The organism is Streptomyces sp. NPDC060031, assembly GCF_042736805.1.
GTDB lineage: Bacteria > Actinomycetota > Actinomycetes > Streptomycetales > Streptomycetaceae > Streptomyces.
Window position 1 is genome coordinate 73,647 of the sequence record NZ_JBHWVM010000004.1, and the last position, 20,735, is coordinate 94,381.

At 66.8% G+C, this 20,735-nt stretch carries 10 protein-coding genes; 7 read left to right on the forward strand and 3 right to left on the reverse strand.

The window, feature by feature from the left end; all coding sequences use genetic code 11:
• The first annotated feature begins 58 nt into the window (after positions 1-58).
• Entirely contained in the window at positions 59-2,713 is a 2,655-nt protein-coding gene (gene alaS / locus ACFWB8_RS02815; protein ID WP_385221500.1) for an alanine--tRNA ligase, read from the forward strand.
• A 94-nt stretch (positions 2,714-2,807) separates the two neighbouring features.
• Here the strand turns inward: alaS and ACFWB8_RS02820 are convergent, their stop codons facing one another.
• A complete protein-coding gene (locus ACFWB8_RS02820) occupies positions 2,808-3,290 on the reverse strand; it encodes a GNAT family N-acetyltransferase (protein WP_385221503.1) in 483 nt (160 codons plus the stop codon).
• A 275-nt stretch (positions 3,291-3,565) separates the two neighbouring features.
• On the opposite strand from ACFWB8_RS02820, the gene ACFWB8_RS02825 reads away from it, so the two are divergent.
• Positions 3,566-4,597, forward strand: coding sequence for a serine hydrolase domain-containing protein (locus tag ACFWB8_RS02825; RefSeq protein WP_385221507.1), 1,032 nt, complete (start codon positions 3,566-3,568; stop codon positions 4,595-4,597).
• Positions 4,598-4,648: 51 nt separating this feature from the next.
• Complete coding sequence (locus ACFWB8_RS02830) at positions 4,649-5,674, forward strand: hypothetical protein (RefSeq protein WP_385221509.1); 1,026 nt, start codon at positions 4,649-4,651, stop codon at positions 5,672-5,674.
• A 70-nt stretch (positions 5,675-5,744) separates the two neighbouring features.
• On the opposite strand, the gene ACFWB8_RS02835 is transcribed toward ACFWB8_RS02830, so the two are convergent.
• On the reverse strand, positions 5,745-6,428 hold the full coding sequence (locus ACFWB8_RS02835; RefSeq protein WP_385221511.1) for a restriction endonuclease: 684 nt from the start codon (positions 6,426-6,428) through the stop codon (positions 5,745-5,747).
• Between the two features lie 266 nt (positions 6,429-6,694).
• Between ACFWB8_RS02835 and ACFWB8_RS02840 the strand changes: the two genes are divergently transcribed.
• The 3 genes from ACFWB8_RS02840 (at position 6,695) to ACFWB8_RS02850 (ending at position 14,077) form a co-directional block, all read left to right on the forward strand.
• Positions 6,695-8,053, forward strand: coding sequence for a hypothetical protein (locus ACFWB8_RS02840; RefSeq protein WP_385221514.1), 1,359 nt, complete (start codon positions 6,695-6,697; stop codon positions 8,051-8,053).
• A gap of 457 nt (positions 8,054-8,510) precedes the next feature.
• A complete protein-coding gene (locus ACFWB8_RS02845; protein WP_385221516.1) occupies positions 8,511-13,166 on the forward strand; it encodes an AAA domain-containing protein in 4,656 nt (1,551 codons plus the stop codon).
• Positions 13,163-14,077 (forward strand): hypothetical protein, encoded by a 915-nt coding sequence (locus ACFWB8_RS02850; RefSeq protein ID WP_385221518.1) that lies wholly within the window; start codon positions 13,163-13,165, stop codon positions 14,075-14,077. The genes ACFWB8_RS02845 and ACFWB8_RS02850 overlap by 4 nt, the downstream gene beginning before the upstream one ends.
• 53 nt (positions 14,078-14,130) lie before the next feature.
• Here ACFWB8_RS02850 and ACFWB8_RS02855 read toward each other — a convergent pair whose 3' ends face one another.
• A complete protein-coding gene (locus ACFWB8_RS02855; protein WP_385221521.1) occupies positions 14,131-15,162 on the reverse strand; it encodes a hypothetical protein in 1,032 nt (343 codons plus the stop codon).
• Between the two features lie 137 nt (positions 15,163-15,299).
• Here ACFWB8_RS02855 and ACFWB8_RS02860 point away from each other — a divergent pair, with 137 nt between their 5' ends.
• Positions 15,300-20,396 (forward strand): hypothetical protein, encoded by a 5,097-nt coding sequence (locus ACFWB8_RS02860; RefSeq protein WP_385221524.1) that lies wholly within the window; start codon positions 15,300-15,302, stop codon positions 20,394-20,396.
• The last annotated feature ends 339 nt before the right edge of the window (positions 20,397-20,735 follow it).

Consider the following 20,735-nt stretch of genomic DNA (forward strand, 5'->3'; position numbering starts at 1 on the left):
CGGCTCGGCGTGTGATCACCCCCCACCTCTCCACGACTCTTCCGTGAGGGCCACACCCATGCGTTCGACGCAGATCCGCTCCACCTTCCTGGACTACTTCACCTCCCGCGGCCACCGCCAGGTCCCGTCCAGCCCGCTCATCCCCTCCGACCCGACCCTGCTGCTGGCCAACGCCGGCATGAACCAGTTCAAGCCCTACTTCCTGGGCGAGGTCACCCCGGAGTACCGCCGCGCCACCACCATCCAGAAGTGCGCCCGTACCTCCGACATCGACAATGTCGGCCGCACCAACCGGCACGCCACGTTCTTCGAGATGATGGGCAACTTCTCCTTCGGCGACTACTTCAAGGCCGACGCCATCGCCTACGCCTGGGAACTCCTCACCCAGGGCTACAACTTGGAGAAGGACCGCCTCTGGATCACCGTCTACGAGGACGACGACGAGGCCGAACAGCTCTGGCTCAAGATCGGCGTCCCCGCCGAGCGCATCCAGCGCCTGGGCATGGAGGACAACTACTGGTCCATGGGGGTCCCCGGCCCCTGCGGCCCCTGCTCTGAGGTCAACTACGACCGCGGGCCGGCCCACGGCCGCGAAGGCGGACCAGCTGTCGACGGCGAGCGCTACATGGAGATCTGGAACCTCGTCTTCATGCAGTACCAGCGCGGCGAAGGCGACAAGAAGGGCAACTTCCCGATCCTCGGCGAACTCACCCAGCAGAGCATCGACACCGGCCTCGGCCTTGACCGCCTCGCCGCGATCCTCCAGGACGTCGAGAACGTCTGCACCACCGACCTCCTCCTGCCGACCATGCACACGGTCCAGGAGCTCGCCGGCCGCGCCTACCCCGGCCACGGTGAGGAGAAGGTCTCCTTCCAGGTCGTCACCGAACACGCCCGCTCCGTCGCCTACCTCATCGCCGACGGCGTCCTGCCCGCCAAGGACGGCCGCGGCTATGTCCTGCGCCGCCTCATGCGTCGCGCCATCCGCCACGCCCGCCTGCTCGGCATCGACGAGCCCGTCCTCGCCCGGGCCACCGCCAGCGTCATCGCCAACCTCGGCGACGTCTGGCCCGAGCTCCGCAGCCAGGCCGCCCTCATCGAGCAGGTGGTCACCGCCGAGGAGGAGTCGTTCACCCGCACCCTCGCGCAGGGCACGCGGCTTCTGAACGCCGCCATCACTCGTACCCGGGACAGCCGGTCCACCGCCCTGCCCGGCGAGACGGCCTTCGAGCTCGCCGATACCTTCGGCTTCCCCCTGGAACTGACTGTCGAAGCCGCCCACGACGCCGGCCTGAACGTCGACGAGGACCGCTTCACCGCCCTCCTGGACGAGCAGCGGAAGCGCGCCAAGGCCGGCGGCAAGGCCAAGACCACCGAAGCCCTCCGCAAGATGGACACGTACCGCGAGCTGTCCGCCCACCTCCCCCGCACCGACTTCCTCGGCTACGAGCACCTCACCGCCGAGGCCACCGTACTGGGCCTGATCTCCGACGGCGCCGTCACCACGAGCGCCGCCGAGGGATCGGACGTCGACCTCGTCCTCGACCGTTCGCCGTTCTACGCCGAAGCCGGCGGCCAGATCGGCGACACCGGCACCTTCCGCACCTCCGACGGCGCCCTCCTACAGGTCACCGACACCCGCTACGGCCTGGAGGGCTTCCGCGTCCACAGCGCCCGCGTCCTCGAGGGCGAGATCCGCACCGGCGCCACCGGCGCAGCCACCGTCGACATCGACCGTCGCAAAGGCCTGATGCGCTCGCACTCGGCCACCCACATCCTGCACGCCGTCGTACGCGCCACCCTCGGCGACCACGCCCGCCAGCAGGGCTCTCTCGTCGAGTCCGACCGCCTGCGCTTCGACTTCGCCCACTTCTCCGCCGTCACCCCCGAGCAGCTCGCCCGCATCGAAGCCGCGGTCAACGGCCACGTCCTCGACGACCCGGCCGTCCGTGCCTGGCACGCCGACCGGGCGGAAGCCGAGGCAGCCGGCGCCATCGCCCTGTTCGGCGAGAAGTACGGCGACACCGTCCGCATCGTCGACATCGGCGACTTCTCCCGCGAGCTGTGCGGCGGCACCCACGTCGCACACGGCTCCCAGGTCGGCACCTTCCGTCTCCTCGGCGAAGGCTCCGTCGGCTCGAACCTCCGCCGCATCGAAGCCCTCACCGGTCACGGCGCCCTCCACCACCAGGACACCGAACGCCATCTCCTCGACGAGGTCTCCGCCCTCCTCAGCACTCGCCCGAAGGACGCCCCTGAAGCCCTCCGTAAGCGCCTGGACACCCTGGCTTCCGCACAGAAGGAGCTCGCGCGGCTGCGTGACGTAGAGCTGCGGAATCAGGCGGAGCAGCTCGCCTCCGGATCCCGCCGAGTGCCCGGCGGCCGGATCATCTCGCAGCGGGTACCGGGCCTAGGAGCGGCCGACCTCCGTACCCTCGCCACCAACACCGCCAGCCGCCTCCAGGATGACCACGCCGTCGTCATCCTGGGCACCGAACACGACGGCAAGGCCCTGCTGGTCGCCGCCATCACCCCCGGCCTCCTCGGCACGGGAACCGAGGCCGCCCACATCCTCGCCCCCGCCGCGCGAACGGTGGGTGGTGGAGCGGGCGGCACCGGCCCCGTCGCCAGCGCCGGAGGCCGCCGCGTAGACGCCCTCGATGAGGCCCTCACGGTCGCCGCCCAGGAAGCGACCCGAGTCCTCGACCGGTAGGAACCCAAGCTCCCGGACGCGGCACGCTGCGGGCGGACAGGCCCCTCAGGAGGCCTGTCCGCCCGCAGCATCACCCACCGCGCGATCAGCCCGCCTACAGCGCCTTCGCCAGAACGACGCTCTCGTAGTTGGTGACGTCCCACCGCCATACGCCCACCGGCGCGTAGCCGCGCCTGCCGTACCAGCTGACGAGCTCGGTCGCCCGTGCCGACGTGTCGATGACGACCTGGTCGGAGCCCAGCACCGCGATCCGTTCCTCCGCGAGCACCAGCAGGCGCTGCCCGAGACCACTGCCCCGCTCCGACGGGTCGACGGCCAGTTGCCAGAACGACCCGGCGGTGGCCGGCGCGGGGTATCCATCGGGAACCGTACGAGGAGCCGCCACGGTCACGGTGCCCATCAGCACGTTCCCCCGGAGGGCGACCCAGCACTCGCCCTTGCCAAGGCGGTGGGCCGTGTCCTGCACGGACTGGTAGGACGCGAAGAAGACCCTCCCTGCGGCGGCATGATCGGCGTACGCACGATGAAGCAGGTCGGTCAGTTCTGCCACCGAGTCCCCGTCGGCGAAGCGCCTCACGACAACGGATTCGTCGGGGCCCCTGGACATCGTTCTACCGGCTGATCGCGAGGTCACAGCATTCAGTGTGGGCCGGATTCCGAACTGCTGCCTGTCGAGTAGTCAGTATTCCCGATCGGAGTACTGAGGCATCTCTGAGAGATTTCCGCGCCTGGTCGCGCTGTCTCCCCGGCCTGCGGCTCGCCAGACGCCACCCGTGGCGCAGCCTAGATCGACCCGGCCGCGTCACTAGCCTGGCCAGCGGACCACCCGCGGCCCACGACGATCGGGAGACCATGACCCACACCACCGACCGGATCGAGGACCTCCTCCAGACCGGCGTACGCGACGAGGTCTACCCCGGCGCGGTGTGGGCGGTCGGGAACGTCGACGGCATCCAGGCCAGCGGAGCGGTCGGCCTTCTCGACCCCGACCACCCGGACGAGCCCATGCGGCTGGACACCGTCTTCGACGTGGCCAGCCTCACCAAGATCCTCGCCGTCTGGTCCACGATCGGCACCCTGGTCGAAGAGGGCAAGCTCCAGCTCCACACCCCGCTGGGCACCTTCTGGAACGAAGTCGCAGGCCACCCCCTAGCCCGGGCCACGGCCCACCAGCTGCTCACCCACACCGCCAGCCTGCCGCTGCGCGCCAACCTGAAGAACCTCTACGGCACCGACCCCCAGGACATCCGCGACGGCGTCCTCCACGAGGCATTCCACCGCACGCCGGGCGAAGTCGTCGAGTACACAGACCGGGCGGCCCTCGTCCTCGGCTACCTCGCCGAACACCTCTCGGGCCAGCCCCTGGACCAGCTCGCCACCGACCGCATCTGGCACCCCCTGGGCATGACACAGACCCGCTTCGGCCCCCTCTCCGGTGCCGAAGGGGCCCGCTGCGCCCCCACTGAGTACGACGAGACCACCGGCACGCATCTCAGGGGCACCGCCCACGACTTCTCCGCCCGCCTCCTCGGCGGCGTCTGCGGCATCGCCGGCATCTTCTCGGTGCTCGACGACCTGGCCCGCTTCCTCCGCCACATGCTCGTCCCCACCCAAGCAGCCTTCGGCCCAGCCTGGATCAAGGAATCCCTCCGCATCCAAACTGGCGACCTCACCCCCGCCCGCGGCCTCTTCTGGCACCCCGCCCCCGGCACCGAACCCAACCAGGACATCTGGGTCCACTACGGCTTCACGGGCACCGGCATGTGGATCAGCCCGCAGCAGGGCAGATGGGCTGTCCTCCTCACCAACAAGCTCCGTTTCAACCGCGACCGCGAACCCTTGACTGGGATCCGCAACGCCTACTGCGCTTCCGCCATCTCATAGACGAGGCGTACGAAAACCCCAACTGTCAGTGCCCAGTGACACAATTCAGCCATGTGGAACAACGAAGAGTTCCGTATGGCAGAGGGTGCCCACATACTCGGGCACCAAGGCGATTCCTTCGAGATCCAGGTCACGGTACCCACCGACGACGACGGGTTCCTCGGCCGCGAGTGCCCACACTGCACGATGACCTTCCGTATCGACGCAGACGACTACGAACGGCTTCCAGATGACCTAACGCTGTGGTGCGTCTACTGCGGCCACCACAGCGGCCATTCAGACTTCATGACCAGGCAGCAGCGGGAACGTCTGCTGCGCGTCGCCGAGGATCTGGGCACCCAGATCGTCAGCCGGTCACTTCAGGACATCTTCGGCGGCCTCGCCCGCACGAGCTCGCGAAGAAGCCCGGTGTCCTTCTCCTACAAGCCCGGGAAGCCCTTCTACCCCAGCCCTCTTCCGGGTATCGACGAGGAGCGCCTGGTACGGATCCGATCCTGTCCTGGCTGCCGGGTCAAGTACGCCGTCTTCAGCGAGCACCGCTACTGTCCCGTCTGCGGCGAATTGCCGGCGGCGTCGGTCGCGTTCGATGCCCTCCAGGCCGATACCGCTCGCCTGGACGCACTCGAAGCGATTCCCGCAGATGTCAAGGCTGCCCTTCGTGAGCAGGGAGTGTTCTCGCGCAACTGGGTGGACACCATCGAGAACGTGGTGGGGGTCGTCGAAATCCTGGCGTCCTCCCTGTTCAAGGCTTCCGTGCATGACGCAGATGCCCGGCTCCGCGGAAAGGGCAACGTCTTCCAGCGGTTGGAGGACATGGCCGTGCTCTTCACCGACGCCGGCTTTCCGGATGTGCGGACCGCGCTCGCATCGGACACCTGGGACCGCCTCCTCGGTACCTGGGCAGCACGTCACGTCTTCACGCACAACGATGGCGTGGTCGACGCGAAGTACCTGGCCCGCGTCCCCCGTGCACCCCTCCGTGTCGGACAGCGCCTCACCCTCGACGACCCGACATGCCGCCGCGCGATCGAGGACACGACCTTGTTGTGTACAGCGCTGACCGAGCTGACATCGTGAGACTACGACCGCTCTTCGTTGGGACTGACTTCAGAGTCCGGCTACCAGGGGGAGCTACTCGTACGTCCCTTTACGCAGCGCGGTGCCGCCGGTCGCCCTGACCGGCGCCGTTCACCGTATTAAGCGACGGGAGCGCCGCACCGTTGTTCCACAGTCCAAGATGGTCACGGTGGACGGCCACGACATCGTTCTGCAGGGCACAGCGTTCGGCGGGGCCGCTGAAGTACGCGGTGGTGACGAAGACGGCAACTTCGGCCTTGAAGTGCATCTGCGAGCCGAGGAGGTTACGGACCTCTCCATTGGAGATCTTTCGCTTCGGGTTGTACCGCTTGCACTGGATCACCATCGTGCGGCCATCAGGCAGCCGTCCACGCACGTCGGCACCGTTGTCGCCTGTGCCACCGACTCGGCGGACATCCGTACAACCATCCCGCCGGCAGAGGTCGGCCACGAAGCCCTCGAACTGCGTGCCGTCCATCGCGTCGACCTCGGCGAGCGTCCTATGGCCCGCCCTGACGGCTTCCTCGTGGCGCCACCGCCGATCGTTCCCCCGGACCAGGCGATCCGTCTTCCACAGCCACCAGCCTCCGCCTCCGACCGCGCCGAGGATCAACACTCCCACCGCATAGGGCCAGATCGTCGACCAAAACGCCAGGAGCAGCGCCAATGCAGCGACGCCGCTCCAGACACCCGCCTTGAGCCGGGCCTCCCGGCGCTTCCGCGATGCCGACCGACGCTTCTTGCGTGCTGTCACCCAGTTCCTCCTCGTCTTCGAGCAGCAGCCTGGGCAAGACGACGCGTGTCAGTAAGGGCGCCCGCCGGCCATGGCTCGTTCCCTGCGACTTCCCGGGATGCAGCCGAGGCCAGCAAGGCGGCCCTGAGAGAGACGGTTGCCAGCGGACCACTCCCGGCGGTGGGGACCTGCATCGTCATGTGCCCGCATACGCCCTGTGTGCGCCCCTCCTGCAGCACGTAGCTTGCGACGTTGGTCTGACCCGTGGAAGCCGTAGGGGGAACAGGTTGAAGCCAGCCGCTGACGTACTCAAGGACCTCGTCCAGCCGTCGAACATCTCGATCCACTCCAGTTCGGCCTTGGTCGGCAGCGTCGACGACGCCGCAGCCGAGGACGACAAGGCACGCGAGGAGAAGGAACTCGACCAGCTCCGGCGAAAGCCCGAGCTCCGGCCCATCCCCGCGAAGGAGCTGGACCGGACCGTCCAGCTGACGCCCTGGGACGTGCTACACACCCTCGGCCAAGGCATCGCCCTCTCGCGGCGGGGCGCCAGCCGTGGACTCGCCGAGCACTGGGGTTCCCTGAAATACAGCCAGGCTCTGGCCGGCAGCATCAACTCGTTCATGACCCTCTCCGCGGAGGGGCGGGAGACCGCTGACTACTACAAGGCGATCCAGTCCGGAGAACTTGGAACCGGCTTCGCCCTGACCCTTGCCCGGCAGCTCCTGAGCCGCCGCTACCCGGACCACTCGGTCTCGATCGTCCCCGCGGACACCGCACTGCGGGCAGGCTGGGCTTTGACCAGTCGCGACTCGGGCCATCGATCCGGCTACCGCTACCGGCCACAGTTCTTCGCCGAGATATGGAAGCCCGGAGAGGCGCCGAGGGTCCTTCCGATCGCCTGCAAGGGCAACCACAGCAATGCCGCAGCGTCTCACATCCAGCTCGCGTCCGCTTCTGCGCACGTCGAGGCGGTCCACATCGGCCCGTGGGACGAGACACCGGCCCTCGTGTTCAGTACGGAACTCCCCACTGAGGGCGTGCTCACGGTGCACGCCTTGCAGGCCCGCGGAACTGGTGGTCGACTGACCGGCTCGATGGATGCCCCCGGCACCCGCCTTGACCATCGCCTCGAGGACGCGAACATCTTCCCGGGCATCCAACCGCCGGCCGAGGACGAGCGGAAGCCGGAGTCACAACTCGGCTTCCACGTACCGCCGGAGCACTATGCCTGGTTCCGGCAGGTCCTCGCCCGAACCGCGGCGGCCGGACTGACGGCCTTCGCTGGCGACGGCGTCGCTACGGCCCAGTACCTGACCAAACGGCAGGGCCGGCGCCACTTCACCGACCCCACCCACGCCGCCACCGACAGCGTCCAGGACGCGCACCAACGGCTCCTCGACATCGACTTCGTTGGCACCGACCACGTGTTCCGCCTCAACAGGACGCGGGTCGAGGCCTTCTCCGGCGTCGCGAACGACCTCTTCCGCCACCTCGCGAAAGGCCGTGTCGAGCAGTACCGCATGGAGATCCACGCCCAGCGGAGGACCTGGCCCCTCCTTGCCTGGGATTCGGAGTGGGACGGCCCCGTATCCGTCCACCAGGACGGCTCTGTGCTCGCCATGCGGGTATTGCCACAGGCCTGAGGGCCGCATGGCCGGTGTCGCTCCCTGGAAGCAAGGGGGCGACACCAAAGGGTGGGATGACGCCGACGACACTTCGGGTCCTGCTACCAGCCCTCGACTGCTCAGAGTGCCGCCCGCCGCCTTGGTAAGCACCCAGAAGGCCCTACTCCGTCAACCTAGCCGCCTTACACCCTGTCATCCCCACCCATGCGCCCCTTTAGATGGACCACTCCATCGGGGCGGCCTGGAACTCGCTCGTGCAACCGACTCTCCCGAGCTCCCGGCTTGATTGCCCCCCAGATACCTAGAGCGTCGGGGCACGGGTACCGGAGGTCGGCGGATCTCCACGAGGTACTCGCTGGGATCAAGGTGATTCAGCCCACATGAAGCTCATATTTCGCCATTTTCCAGAGACAGGTTGCCCCTGCTACTGCTCATCCCGATCCTGGAACGTTCGCCACCAGCCGGGAGGAGAAAAGTGAACGTACCGCGACGTCACGCGAAGAACCCCGACGTCATCGGCCAGACCGCGAGTCTGATCGGCTTCCTCAAGGAGGTCGTTCAGAGCAGCAACCAACGACTTCGTGATGACCGCCGCTCAAGGGAGCGGTTATGGCTGGTCGCCATGCCCCCCTCGGTACGACGCCCGTCCGACCGCCTCGACGGGCTGCTGTTCACGCTTGACCACGTTCCGCAGACATCGCCACCCCCACTCCCGGATCTGCTGGATGGATGGGTCTCCACGGAACGCTGCCAGGACGCGGACGGCGGTGACCCGCCGCTTGAAGCTGAAGGACCGGGGCGGGAACTGGTGCGAGCTGCGGACGGCAGCCAGTCCTGGGAACAGGCGGCGGAGCAGACCGTCCGCCGAGAGGATTCCGACGAGGTACTCCGAGCCTACGGTCCCTGGCTGACGCGCTGGCGGAAGTGGGCGGAGAGGGAGCGCGCGGAGCGAGCCCTTCGGGAGCTGTACGACCAGGTCTACGGGTGGCACCAGAAGCTGACCCAGCAGGATGATCAGCTAGAACTCGTGCTCGCCACAGGGCTCTTGACTTGGAGCGATCCACGTGGCGACGCCATTCACCGTCACCTGCTCACCCACCGCGTGGAGACCTTGATAGACCGGAAGACCGCCAGGCTCACAGTGCGGCTCATGGCCGAGGGAGCCGTGCGGCTGGAGGATCAATCATTCCTCGACACCGATGACGGCTGGGCGCCCGAACGCTCGGCCGCGCTCACCGAGGAGATCGCGGCCCAGTCACTGCACCTGCTTGGATCTGAGGCCTTGGAGCAGTTGGCCCAGTGGCAGGAGCGGGTACTGCAACGGCCCGTGTCCTTCAGTGCCGAGTGGCAGCCGCCCCGCGAGCCCGAAGCAGGCGCGCGTCTCACGTACGCTCCCGCACTTGTGCTGCGTCCACGGGACCGCAATGCTCTGCTGGGCTTCTACGACCGGATCGCGGACAGCGTGTCCTCCGAGGGACACGCGCCTCTGGGCCTCGCCCAGCTGGTACTGCCCCTGAACTCCGAAGAGCGCGTGAACTGGGACGGCCGCGAGATTTCGCCTCTATTCGGTGACGACCCGCTCTTCCCAGGAAAGACCAACGAACGTCAACGCAGTGTCCTGCGGCGGCTGGAGCACGACACGGGCGTGGTGGTTCAAGGCCCACCGGGCACCGGTAAGACCCACACGATCGCCAATCTGGTCTCCGCTCTGCTGGCGCAGGGGCAGAGGGTCTTGGTGACCAGCGCCCGCGACCAGGCCCTGACGGTCCTGCGGGACAAACTTCCTCCCGCCGTACGGGACCTGTGCGTCCTCCTGCTGAGCTCGGCACGGCAGGACGGGGCGGACGAACTGGAACGCACGGTCAACGCTCTCACCGATCAGGTCGCCGCGAGCGACCCCGAGCAACTGCAGGACGAGATCCATCGACTCTCCGCCCGCCGGGAGGAGGTGCGGGGAAGGATCAGCGCGCTCACCGAACAGGTGATCGCGCTGCGGGAGGCCGAGGTCTACCGGCACCCGGAGATCGCACCGGGATACGCCGGCACTCTCGCCGCAATTGTGCAGCGTGTGCAAGAAAGCGCCGGACATCACTCCTGGATCGGTCTTGTGCCGGCTGACGGCCCGACCCCGTCTGTCCCTCCGCTGTCCCCCGCGCAAGCGGTGGAACTGCTGAGCCTGCTGCGCGACGGTGCGGCTGAGCCACGCGCCGGTGGCACTCTGCCAGACCCCGACGGCCTCCCCTCCCCCGAAGCCTTGGCCCAGGCACTCTCAGCCAGCCGCGTCACCGACGAGGGCCTGTCCTCCGGGGCGGTCCGCATCCGCGTCGATCTTGCCAGGCTCGACAGCTCTGTCACCGATGAGCTGACCTCTCTCGTGGATTCCTGCCGTACGGCTCTGCACCACCTGGGTCTGTCTCCGCAGGCCACACAATGGGATGAGGGCAAGTGGGCCACCAAGGCCCTCACCGACCGACTCTCCCGTGAGAACCTCGCGCTGTGGCGTCGCGTGTCCGGACTTGCCGATCAACTCGCCGACATCTCCGAACGGCTGAACGAACAGGGGATGACGCGCGTCACCGTGCCCGGGCAGCTCTCCACGGAACAAGGGGATGCGATGCTCACGGCGGGTTCTGCGCTGCGCGAGCACCTCGTCTCGGGTGGCAAACTGCGAGTCCGCGGCAGCTTCCGCGCCTCGCGGGCGCAGAAGGCCGCGCAGGACCTCCTCGACTCGTGCACCGTGAACGGTCACTCACCCGAAACCCTGGAGGATCTCGACGCCGCCCTTGCTCACCTCCGCGCCCGCTCCGCCGTTGCCACACTTGCGGAGCGGTGGGGCCAAGTGCAGGTGCCCGTATCCGAAGGGCCGCTGGAAGTTCGGCTCGCGTCGCTGACGGAGGCGTACGCACGCCTGGACCATGTCGACACGTTCGGCGCCGGCCGCGAGCGCATCGATGAGCTGCTCGTACATCACGGGGTGCACATCGCCCTCACTTCCAGGTCGGCATGGCAGGACTTCACCGGCGCCCTCTCTGCGGTCTCCGGCCGACGAGCGGCAGACGAGGCTACGGCCCAGTTGCTTGCTTGGGAGGAACAACTGCGCACACCGGTGGACAGCTCCCACCCCACCACCGAAGCTGTGGCCGCCGCCCAAGCCGTTCGGGAGCAGGACATCGACCGATACGCCAAGGAACTTGAGGCGCTGCGCGAGGCTCATCGGCGTGAACACCGCCGGCGTCGATGCGCCGTGCTACTCGAAAGCGTCCGCCGGGCCCACCCGCTGCTCGCTGACCAGCTGACGCACGACCCTGGTGACCGGGCATGGGAAGCTCGCCTGGACTCGCTGGCGGAGGCGTGGGCCTGGGCGGTGGCCTCTGCCTTCGTCCACCGTCAGCGCACACCGGGACGCGAACGTCAGGTCGAAGGCGAACTGGCGCAGTGTGAACGTCACCTGGAGGACATCACCGGTGAACTCGCTGCCGCCTGGGGAAGGTGGCACTGTCTGCATCGCATGACGCAAGAGCAGCGGTCGGCACTCCAGGCGTACCGCAACCACATGTCCTCGTACGGCAAGGGCAAGGGGCGCGGTGCGGGCCGATACCGTGCCGCGGCGTACGACGCTATGAAGACGGCGCAGGAAGCAGTCCCCGCGTGGGTCATGCCCATCTCCCAGGTCGCCGAGATGGTCCAGCCCAGGCGGGACGCGTTCGATGTCGTCATCGTCGACGAGGCTAGTCAGGCCGGCATGGACGCCCTGTTCCTGCTGTGGCTGGCGCCCCGCGTCATCGTCGTGGGGGACGATAAGCAATGCGCGCCCCCGCTCAGTGGCATGGGCCGGCATCAGGCGATCCATGACCGGCTCGTCTCCCACTTGCCGGACATGCCTCCGAGGCTGCGCACGCTCTACGGACCCTCCACCAACCTCTACCAGTTGCTGTCCACCTTCTTCCCGAAGGTGATCCGGTTGGAGGAGCACTTCCGTTGCATGCCGGAGATCATCGGCTGGTCTTCGCAGACCTTCTACAACAACAAGCTGCAGCCTCTGCGCCAGTACGGCGGTGAGCGCCTCGACCCCCTCGTGACCCAGTTCGTTGAAGGGGCCGTTACCCAGGGGCGCGACAGCAGGATCCGCAACCCGAAGGAGGCCGAGGCCATCGTCGACTGCCTGGCCAGGCTCGTAGCGGACCCTGACTACCGCGACCGGACCATGGGCGTCATCACCCTTCAGGGGTCGATCGGTCAGGTCAAGCTCCTGGAAAAGCTCATCCAGGAACGTATCCCGGCGCCGATGCTTGAACGCCACCAGATTCGTGTGGGCAGCCCGGCGTCGTTCCAGGGAGACGAAAGGCACGTCATCCTGCTGTCGATGGTCGTCACCGATCCGCCGCGCATCACGGGAGGTGCCCGCAGCGAACGACAGGCATACAACGTCGCCGCGTCCCGGGCACAGGACCAGATGTGGCTCTTCTACTCGGTACCGCCGGACCGATTGAAGAGGGAGGACATGCGACTCAACCTCCTGTCCTATATGGAGAACCCGCCATCCGCACTTGCCGGCTCCGAAGACATCGGAGTGGTAGCGGGCGATGTGCCGCAGAAGCCCTTCGAATCGCTCTTCGAGCAGCAGGTCTACCTGCACCTGAAGGCCCGCGGATATCACGTCGTCCCGCAGTATCCGGCAGGGAACAAGCGCCTCGACCTCGTCGTCGTAGGGGCACGTGGGCGCCTGGCCGTGGAGTGCGACGGCGACCGGTATCACTCGACACCCGAGCAGATCCGGCATGACCAACGGCGCGACCGTGAACTCCAACGCGTCGGCTGGACGTTCTGGCGGATTCGCGAGAGCGAGTTCCGATTCGACCCCGAGGAAGCACTCTCCGGCCTGTGGGTTGAGCTCGAACGACTTGGCATCCATCCGGCCACGTTCGAAGAAACCAGCGATCGAGCCCAGTCGTCCACCGAACCCACCGGCACGCAGTGGACGCCGTTCGACCTCTCCTCCGACGAGGGCGCCGATGACACGGCGGAGCCGCCCGAGGGCCCTGGCATGGACCACCTGTCCAACGCGCTCGGCGAAGCCGAAGACAACGAAGCAGACGACGAAACCGACGACAGCACGGAAGGCTCGGCATGACTGCGCAGTCCCCACTCGGCATCCTCGACGCCAACACCTTGGAGGAGCTCGCGCGCGTCATCTGCGGCGACGACCACCTCTACTACCGCAAGGGCTTCGAGATCGCGCGCTTCCTGGAACACGCCGGCTGGCAGCGGGTACCGGAGTACAACGGCGAGTACAGGATGGACTGGACGCTCGCCCGGCTCAGCGAACGCCGAGAGGAACCCACCGAGCTGGAACGGGTCCTGCTTCGCCTGGCCGACCCCCGCGAATACCTTGACGAGCCGGACCAGCTCCCTGCTGTCGTCTCCGCGGTCAACGCTTTCCTGGTCTACGAGGGAGCACGCCTGGAGAATCCTGGCGGCCGCCCCCGTCTCGTCGCCTGCGACCCCTCCCTTGCCCACCCGGGTAGCCGGGGCCCTGCCGAACTCAGCACAGCCATGACCGATCTCATCAGTGACCGGAAGATGGCCGCCCTGCTCCAACACCGCTTGGACGAGGCACGCACCTGCTACGCCAATGGCGCTCACGTGGCCGCCATCATCATGCTCGGCAGCCTGCTGGAAGGCGTCATGGTCCAAGTGGTCCGCGAACGCGACGCCTCACGACTCGGCAGCACGTCAGCGGACAAAGTGACCCTGGACACTTTGATCAGAACCTGCCACGCCGCCGGGTGGATCGGTGCCGACGTCGAGCGCTTCTGCCACGAACTGCGCAGGTATCGCAACTTCGTTCATCCGCGACAAGAGATCCGGGATGCACACACCCCAGACCGCGACACTCTGAACATGTGCTGGCCCGTAGTCGAGGCAGTCTTGAACGACCTCGCCGCCTCCCAGCCGAAGGCGACCGCGCCAAAGCCAACCGCCGCGCCTGTCCGACCCGTGCCCCGGCCATCGCCAGCAGCGCGACCAGCACGCCGGCCCTGACACCAGGGCGATTCCAGACGGCAGGTAAGGCCGCTCCGAATTGTGAGAACTGGTCAGAGAGGGAGGCCAGCGGAGAAGAAGGACATGAGGCTTCGCGTTAGTCGGGTCGCTTCGCCGAGGCCGTACCAGAGGCCCAGGAGCACATAGGCCATCACGATGAAGGCCACTACCGCCAGAGGCATCAGGAGCTCGGCTGGCGCGCCCAGCCTTGCGAGCAGCAGTGCGAATGCCGTGACGCTGATAGTCGACCAAAGGCACGCTTTCGCCAAGCGGCGTCCGTCGAGGCGGTCGGGCTCGATGACGGCTTCCTCGGGGAGATCCGCGTGAGGGAGCATCTTGGTGAATTGACCAGCTGCGACGTTGGCCGCGATGGCGCCGGCCAACGTGCCCAGCTTCCTTGCTGACCCAGTGCGGTCTGCAACCAGGCCATCCGCGGCCTGCATTATGGCCGTCTCCACGAGATCCGCGTGGGTGAGGAGCTCTTCGCGAAGGGCTCCCCGGGCTCCGAAATCAGAAGCTGCGTCCCGGGCGACCGTCCGCAGTGGAAGACCGAGCTCGGCGGCCTTGGCGCTGAGTTTCACTGCATTCGTGTACCGAATGCCATCCATCGTTGTCAGGTCGGCACTGGCCGTGAGGAGGTCGAGAAGCGGGTACAGAGGCTGATAGAGACGCAGTATGTTCTCGCCTCGCCAGGCCGAAACGATCCAGAGGAAGACGATCAAAGATAGCGTTGGCGTGATCGACACCCATGGGTCAGCGTTCGGGCCGAAGACGTAAGCGCTATAGGTCGGGCACCAGGCTTGGCCTGTGGTGAGCAGACCGCCCGGCCTACATGCTGCCGGGCGGGTTACGACAGCGAGCAGAGCCAGCACGGCAAAGAAGATCGCGATCCTCCTCACTCTTCGGAGAAACATCCACCGCTGGTAGCCGAGCGCCTTGCGGATGGTCGCAGCATCGAAGGCGATGCCCAGCTCGGTCGCAGCCTTCTCGGCCGGGACCACATGCTTCTCAACCCATCGGTGATGCAGACGCAACAGCGGGTGCCACCACGTCGGCAGGCTTGCTCCGCTCACTGCTTCCCCCATGCGTGGCAGCGTACTGGGACGTGTGACAGACCGTGCTGGTTCAGGGAGGGAGCCATCGGTGCTTGCGTGCATAGTTCTCGAACCACCGCTACGGTGAGCCGTGCGGCCACTGATAGCACGATGCCACCGAGGAGCACATGGACGAGCCCGTTGGACCGGACAATGCCGTTCGGTCCGCAGGTGAGACGACATCTGGACCCGCCACTGTTCCCCATGAAGCAGGCGCCAGTGTCGCCGCGGCCGGTAAAACTGAGCGAGGCTCGAGCACCTACGCGACCGGCGGTGGCGGCGTTTCGTTCGCGCACCGTGTCGCAACTGTCTATCTCGCTGGCCTGTTGACCGGCGAACGACGGGCGGAGGTATCTGAGCTGCCGGTTCGGAGGGTGTCGTTCCAAACCGGGCCGGCGCACCCGGTGGACGACCTCCTTGTTGAGTGTGGCAATGAGGCCGCCGAGGTCATCCTCGCCGTGGCATGTCGAGCAACGCCGAATTTCGTCCAGAGCCATGCTGACACGGTGAAGCTCGTCAAGTCACTGCTCGCGGAGATCGAGAAGTTCGACATCGACACTCACCGGGTGGCTGTCGCGACAGCCGGTTGGTCCGACCAGTGGGATCAGCTTGCGACGCTCTGCGGCATCGCGCGTGCCCATGCCGACCCGGAGTCGTTCCAAGCGGCCATGGACGTCGATGGCCGCTGGTCGAAGCCGGTACGTGAGCGCCAGCAGCATTTCCTAAAGATGGTCGAGAAAGCCGTCGCCGACGACACCACACCGGGAGAGGTCCTACGGCTGGCATGGCGGCTGCTTGGCCGACTGCACATCCTCGGCTTCGCAGTTCAGAGCCCGGACGAAGGCGACCGCGCGGCGGTCGCGACTTCGCTGGACGGCGTGGCGTCGGCAAACACAGACGGCGTGGTGGTCCGGGACCGACTCGAGGTTGAGACAACCCGCTACGACGCGACCGGTGCCGTGGTGGACCTCAAGATGCTTCGCCGTGACATGCACCTGGTTCTGGACTCGGCCGCGACTAGAAGCCAACACGCGTGGTCGGTGCTTGCTGAACAACGCAAGCTCGCCGTTGCCCGATTGCGGAGCACCATCGGTGATGAGTCATCCGGACGCGTGGTCAAGATCTCGTTCGCCGACCGCCGCGAGCAACTCGTCGAGGCCCTACGCGAGGCCGGTGGCCGCGCATCGGGTCTGTTGGTATCCGGCGAGTCGGGCATCGGTAAGAGCGCGTTGACGCTGTCGGCAATCGCCGAGTTGGAAGCCGCGGATCCCACCCGGTTCCAGGGGGCGGTGGTGAACTTCCGCGGCCTGCCGCAGTCGAGCATGGAGCTGCGTGCTGCGCTCGGGATGGCAATGGAGAACGTGCTCGCGGAGCTGTCGGCACCTGAGCGGGTCCTTGTCATCGATGCGGCTGATGCTGCTCTGGAGCGGTCTGCTGGCCTGTTGAGTGACCTGGCGTCGGCAGCGGCCGAGGCCGGCGTCGGGCTCGTGGCAGTGACCTCTGACGTGGCATCCGATTTCGTGCGGGAGCAGTTGGAGCTGGGCTTCGCGAAGCCCATTCCATCGTTCACAATGCGGCCATTGGGAGACGAGGACATCTCGGTCGTCTCAAACCACTTTCCGCTGCTGCGCGCGGTCCTGCGGGACCTGCCCATGAACTCGCTGCTCCGCAGGCCCGTTGTACTGGACCTTCTGGCCCGGACCGGGGCGGAGCCCGAGAGCTCACTGGGTGAGTGGGAGTGCCTTCAGCTGGTGTGGAGCAAGGTTGTCCGGGGCGACGGGCGCCCCGGGGTCGGTTCGGCGGAGGCACGCGAACGGACCATGCTGGCGGTGGCCGCTGCGACGATGAAACTGCCCGAGAACCGTCGGCCTGGCGCAGGCGTGGATGCCGGAGCGGTCGATGTGCTGCGTCGGGACCATCTGCTCGCGCCGGCTAGCCCGTATCGGGATCAGCCGGAGTTCGCGCACGACGAAGTCCGGCGGTACGCAACCGCCATCCTTCTCGTCCGTGGCCAGAGCCCGACCGAGCTGCTGGAAGTGGTCCGGGCGCCCCGGTGGGAGCTGTCGGCCGCCACGCTTGCGTGCAAGGGACTGTTGGCAGCACCGGACGCTCGACCCGTTCGGAAGTTCACCGAACTACTCTCGGAATTTCAGGCGTTCGCGGCAGCGCACGGCCCCCGGTGGACCGACGTCCCGGTGGAGGCGGTCTTGGAGACGCCGTTCGCATACGAGTGCCTGACATCAGCGTTCACAGATCAGTCGGCCGGCCTGGCGCTCGGCGATGTGGTCCGAGTCGTCCAGCAGAGGCACAAGGCCAAGGGGTTGGTCGACCGTCTGATCTCGGGCCCCGTGGTGCAGGTTCTCCTTGATGGAGAAAGACCGTGGGATGTGTCGGAGCAGTCGTTCGAACTGCTTGCGGACTGGCTGCAGGCCCTGTCTCTGGCTCAGGTACCGGCTGGCAACGCACTAAGAATCCGGTTGCGGGACCGTCTCCTCTCCTACTGGAATTCGTTCCCTCTACGCGAAGCCAGCGGGGACCGACTGCACAGTCGGATGTCGCAGCCTCGTCGATTTCGACGCAATTTGGATTACCACCTGACCAAGGAAGAGTTCGTCGAAACGTTGGCGCTGCTCGGACCGGAAATCGACGATGCCGTCGAAGCGTGCCTTCGGGCCATCGCGAACGACGCGCCGGCGTCCCTGGCTCCGGCTGCGGACTCGCCGTTGAGCGCCCGCGCCTTGGCGCAGAAGGACCCAGAGCTATTGGCGACGCTGATGGCGGCCTACTACATCAACGACGACCCAAGCTGGCACCGAGACGAAGGCGTCCGACGGCATCAAGGCCGATGGACCAGTTTCGGACCGCCGTTCTTCCAGTACTACTTCGGTGGGTTCTGGCAGTTGTTCCAGATCGCACCGCTGCGGACCTCGGTGCGCGTGCTGAATAGCGTTCTGAACAGCGGTGCGCGGGCACGCGTGGCAACGCTGTCGCGGCTCGGTTCGCCCGGAGAACTGGCTCGGTCCCTCGGCGTCCGGGACGAGGAAGCGGATGGCAAGCCGAAGAATGGAGAGGATGGAGACCGCTGTGTGGTCCTGAACCTCGGCGGCACCACCCGCTCGTATGACGGCGACAGTCACGTGTGGTGCTGGTACCGGGGCACATCGGTCGGGCCCTACTCGGCCATGAGCGCGCTTCAGGCGATGGAACGTCTCGCCGACGCATGGCTCAGCCAGGGTGTGCCCCCGGGGAAGGTTGTCGCGGCCCTCTTGGACGGCTGCGAGAACCTGGCGATTCCGGGAATGCTGTTCGGTCTGCTCGTACGCCACATCGAGAACGTCGACGCTGAGCTCGACCCGTTCCTCGCCGAACCAGCCGTCTGGGAGCTGGAGTTCGGCCGCCATGCGAGTGAGTACATGGGGCTGCGTGCAACGACCGAAGGGCTCGCGAACCTCGAACGTCGCCAATGGACACCGCATGAGGTAGCCATGTGGCTGATGGTGCACGGCGGGGAGAAGCGCGCCGAGGCTTTGAAGAAGGTCGCCGACCAACTTGTCGAGAATGGTGATCGGCTTGGCATCAGCCGGGAGCTCACGAAGAACTGGGCCGCCAGCCTTGACTCGGAGCGATACCGAATCAAGCACCACGGCGATGAGTTCCACATCGAGGTCGAACCGCCGCCTGAGATGCGAGCCGTGCAGGAAGCGCATACGGCTCACCAAGCGATCACACAGACCGCCCTGCGGCTGCAGAATCGGTACTGGGGCTCGTCCAGGCACAAGCCGGATTACGTGCCGCCCCGGTCGGAAGAGATTGCCGCAGACCTGGTGGCAGGCCGTGCCTTGCTCGAGTCCAACGGGGACCTGCTGCCGACTCGGCCTGTTGACGTCGTGGCCCACGTGGTCCGAGCAGCAGTCGCACGAGCCGCCGCCGGCGATATGGAGGCGCTCGGTCCCGAGGCCCACTTCGCAACTGAGTTCGTCATCAGCATCGCGCTGTCGTTCAAGGACGCCGAGGATCAACGTCACGAGGGCCAGTACTTCGACCTTGGTGCCGACCGAGCCGTGGCCGCGACCCTGCCGGCGTTCCTCACACCCGCACTGGTAGCACCGCTGAAAGCGGTCGGTAGTTCAACTGAAGTCGTCGTCGAAGCCGGTCTTGCGATGGCAGGCAGAGCGTCCTCGGAGACGCGGTTGCACCTGGCGCGTGGATGTGATGTTGTCTGGGCGGTCCCATGCCACTTCGCCCCTTGCATCCACCGGACCGCGTTGAACTGGGCGCTCGAGACCGCCCGTTTCGCAGAAATCGGTCCGTGGGACCAGGAAGGCCAGCAACGGCGGGAAGTGCAGATCACCGGCGACATTGCCAAACGTCTTCAGGTGCTGCCGGGTGACTCCGTCGACATCGCGGTTCTCGACGCGGCCCTTCGCGGACTCGGCGCAGCCGCGTCGAGGGACCACTGTTGCACCGACGACGCAGCCGCGCTCCTCGCCTCGTTCCTCAGCGTCCAGCGATGCGCCATGGTCGCACACGAGAAGAAGGGCTGGACCGCGGATGACCGCGGCACGCACAGCCTCGTCGCCGCACGGGCCCTGCTCGAAGGCTTCGCGAAGAACGGCGACGCCGGATCACTGCTCGAACACCTCGACGTCCTTCGCGTAGATGCAGGACTGATGTCGAACTTCCTCCACGGTCTTGCCGCAGCAGGTGCAGAGAACGAGCGGCTTGCAGACGCGGCCCGAGGTGCCTGGCCGATCTTGCTGCGCCACGCCGTTGGATATCTAAGCGACGACACGAGCCCATACCTCGACCATCACTGGGGCGACTGGGCCGCCGCCGCCCTGCTACCGGACCCTCGTGCGTGGGCGGAAGGCATGTACAACGAGGTCGTCGGTCAGCCCATCGATTGGGTCCGTGCTGAAGACCTCGTTGAGTCGATCGACGATTGGCTGCCGATCGCTCGCGGGGAGGTCAAGTCCGTCGACGCGCTAATCGGCCTCTTGCGGAGGCTCCCGGAGGAAGTCCAGGCCACCCGCGGCGTGCACTGGGTCTCCGCCCTGTGCATTCAAGATGGACACGTGACGGTCCCGAAGTCGTATCTATCGAACAGCTGGCTCAAGGACGTGCGCAGAACGGCCGAGGAACTCGGCAGGTTGGACGAGTGGCAGATGCTCGTCGACTCCTTGGTCGTCGCCGGAAACGAGGGACTGGCACCGTACAGCAGGTGATGTCTCAGGGTCCCTGCTGAGAGCGGGCGGTCGCCAGTCTGGTCTTCGCGAAAGTTGATCGACGGCAGGCCCTCCGGTTGAGGCCAGGTGCGTGGAAGGGCCTGGCCTCCCACCGCATCCTGATTGTCGCCCCAATTCTTCGCCCACGACGGCCGTAGGACCGCGGTGAGGTCACCGTCGCCTGTACCGGCTCGTGGGTGGATCCCTCACACGTGCCGAGCGTCGTGAGTATGGGCGGGCGCTGCTGCAGGCGGGTGCGAGGTCACCGTCGCATAGTCGTACGGCACGGTGCGTGGCAGCCGCGGAGAACCAGCAGCCGCTGGGGAGGATCTGGGGAGA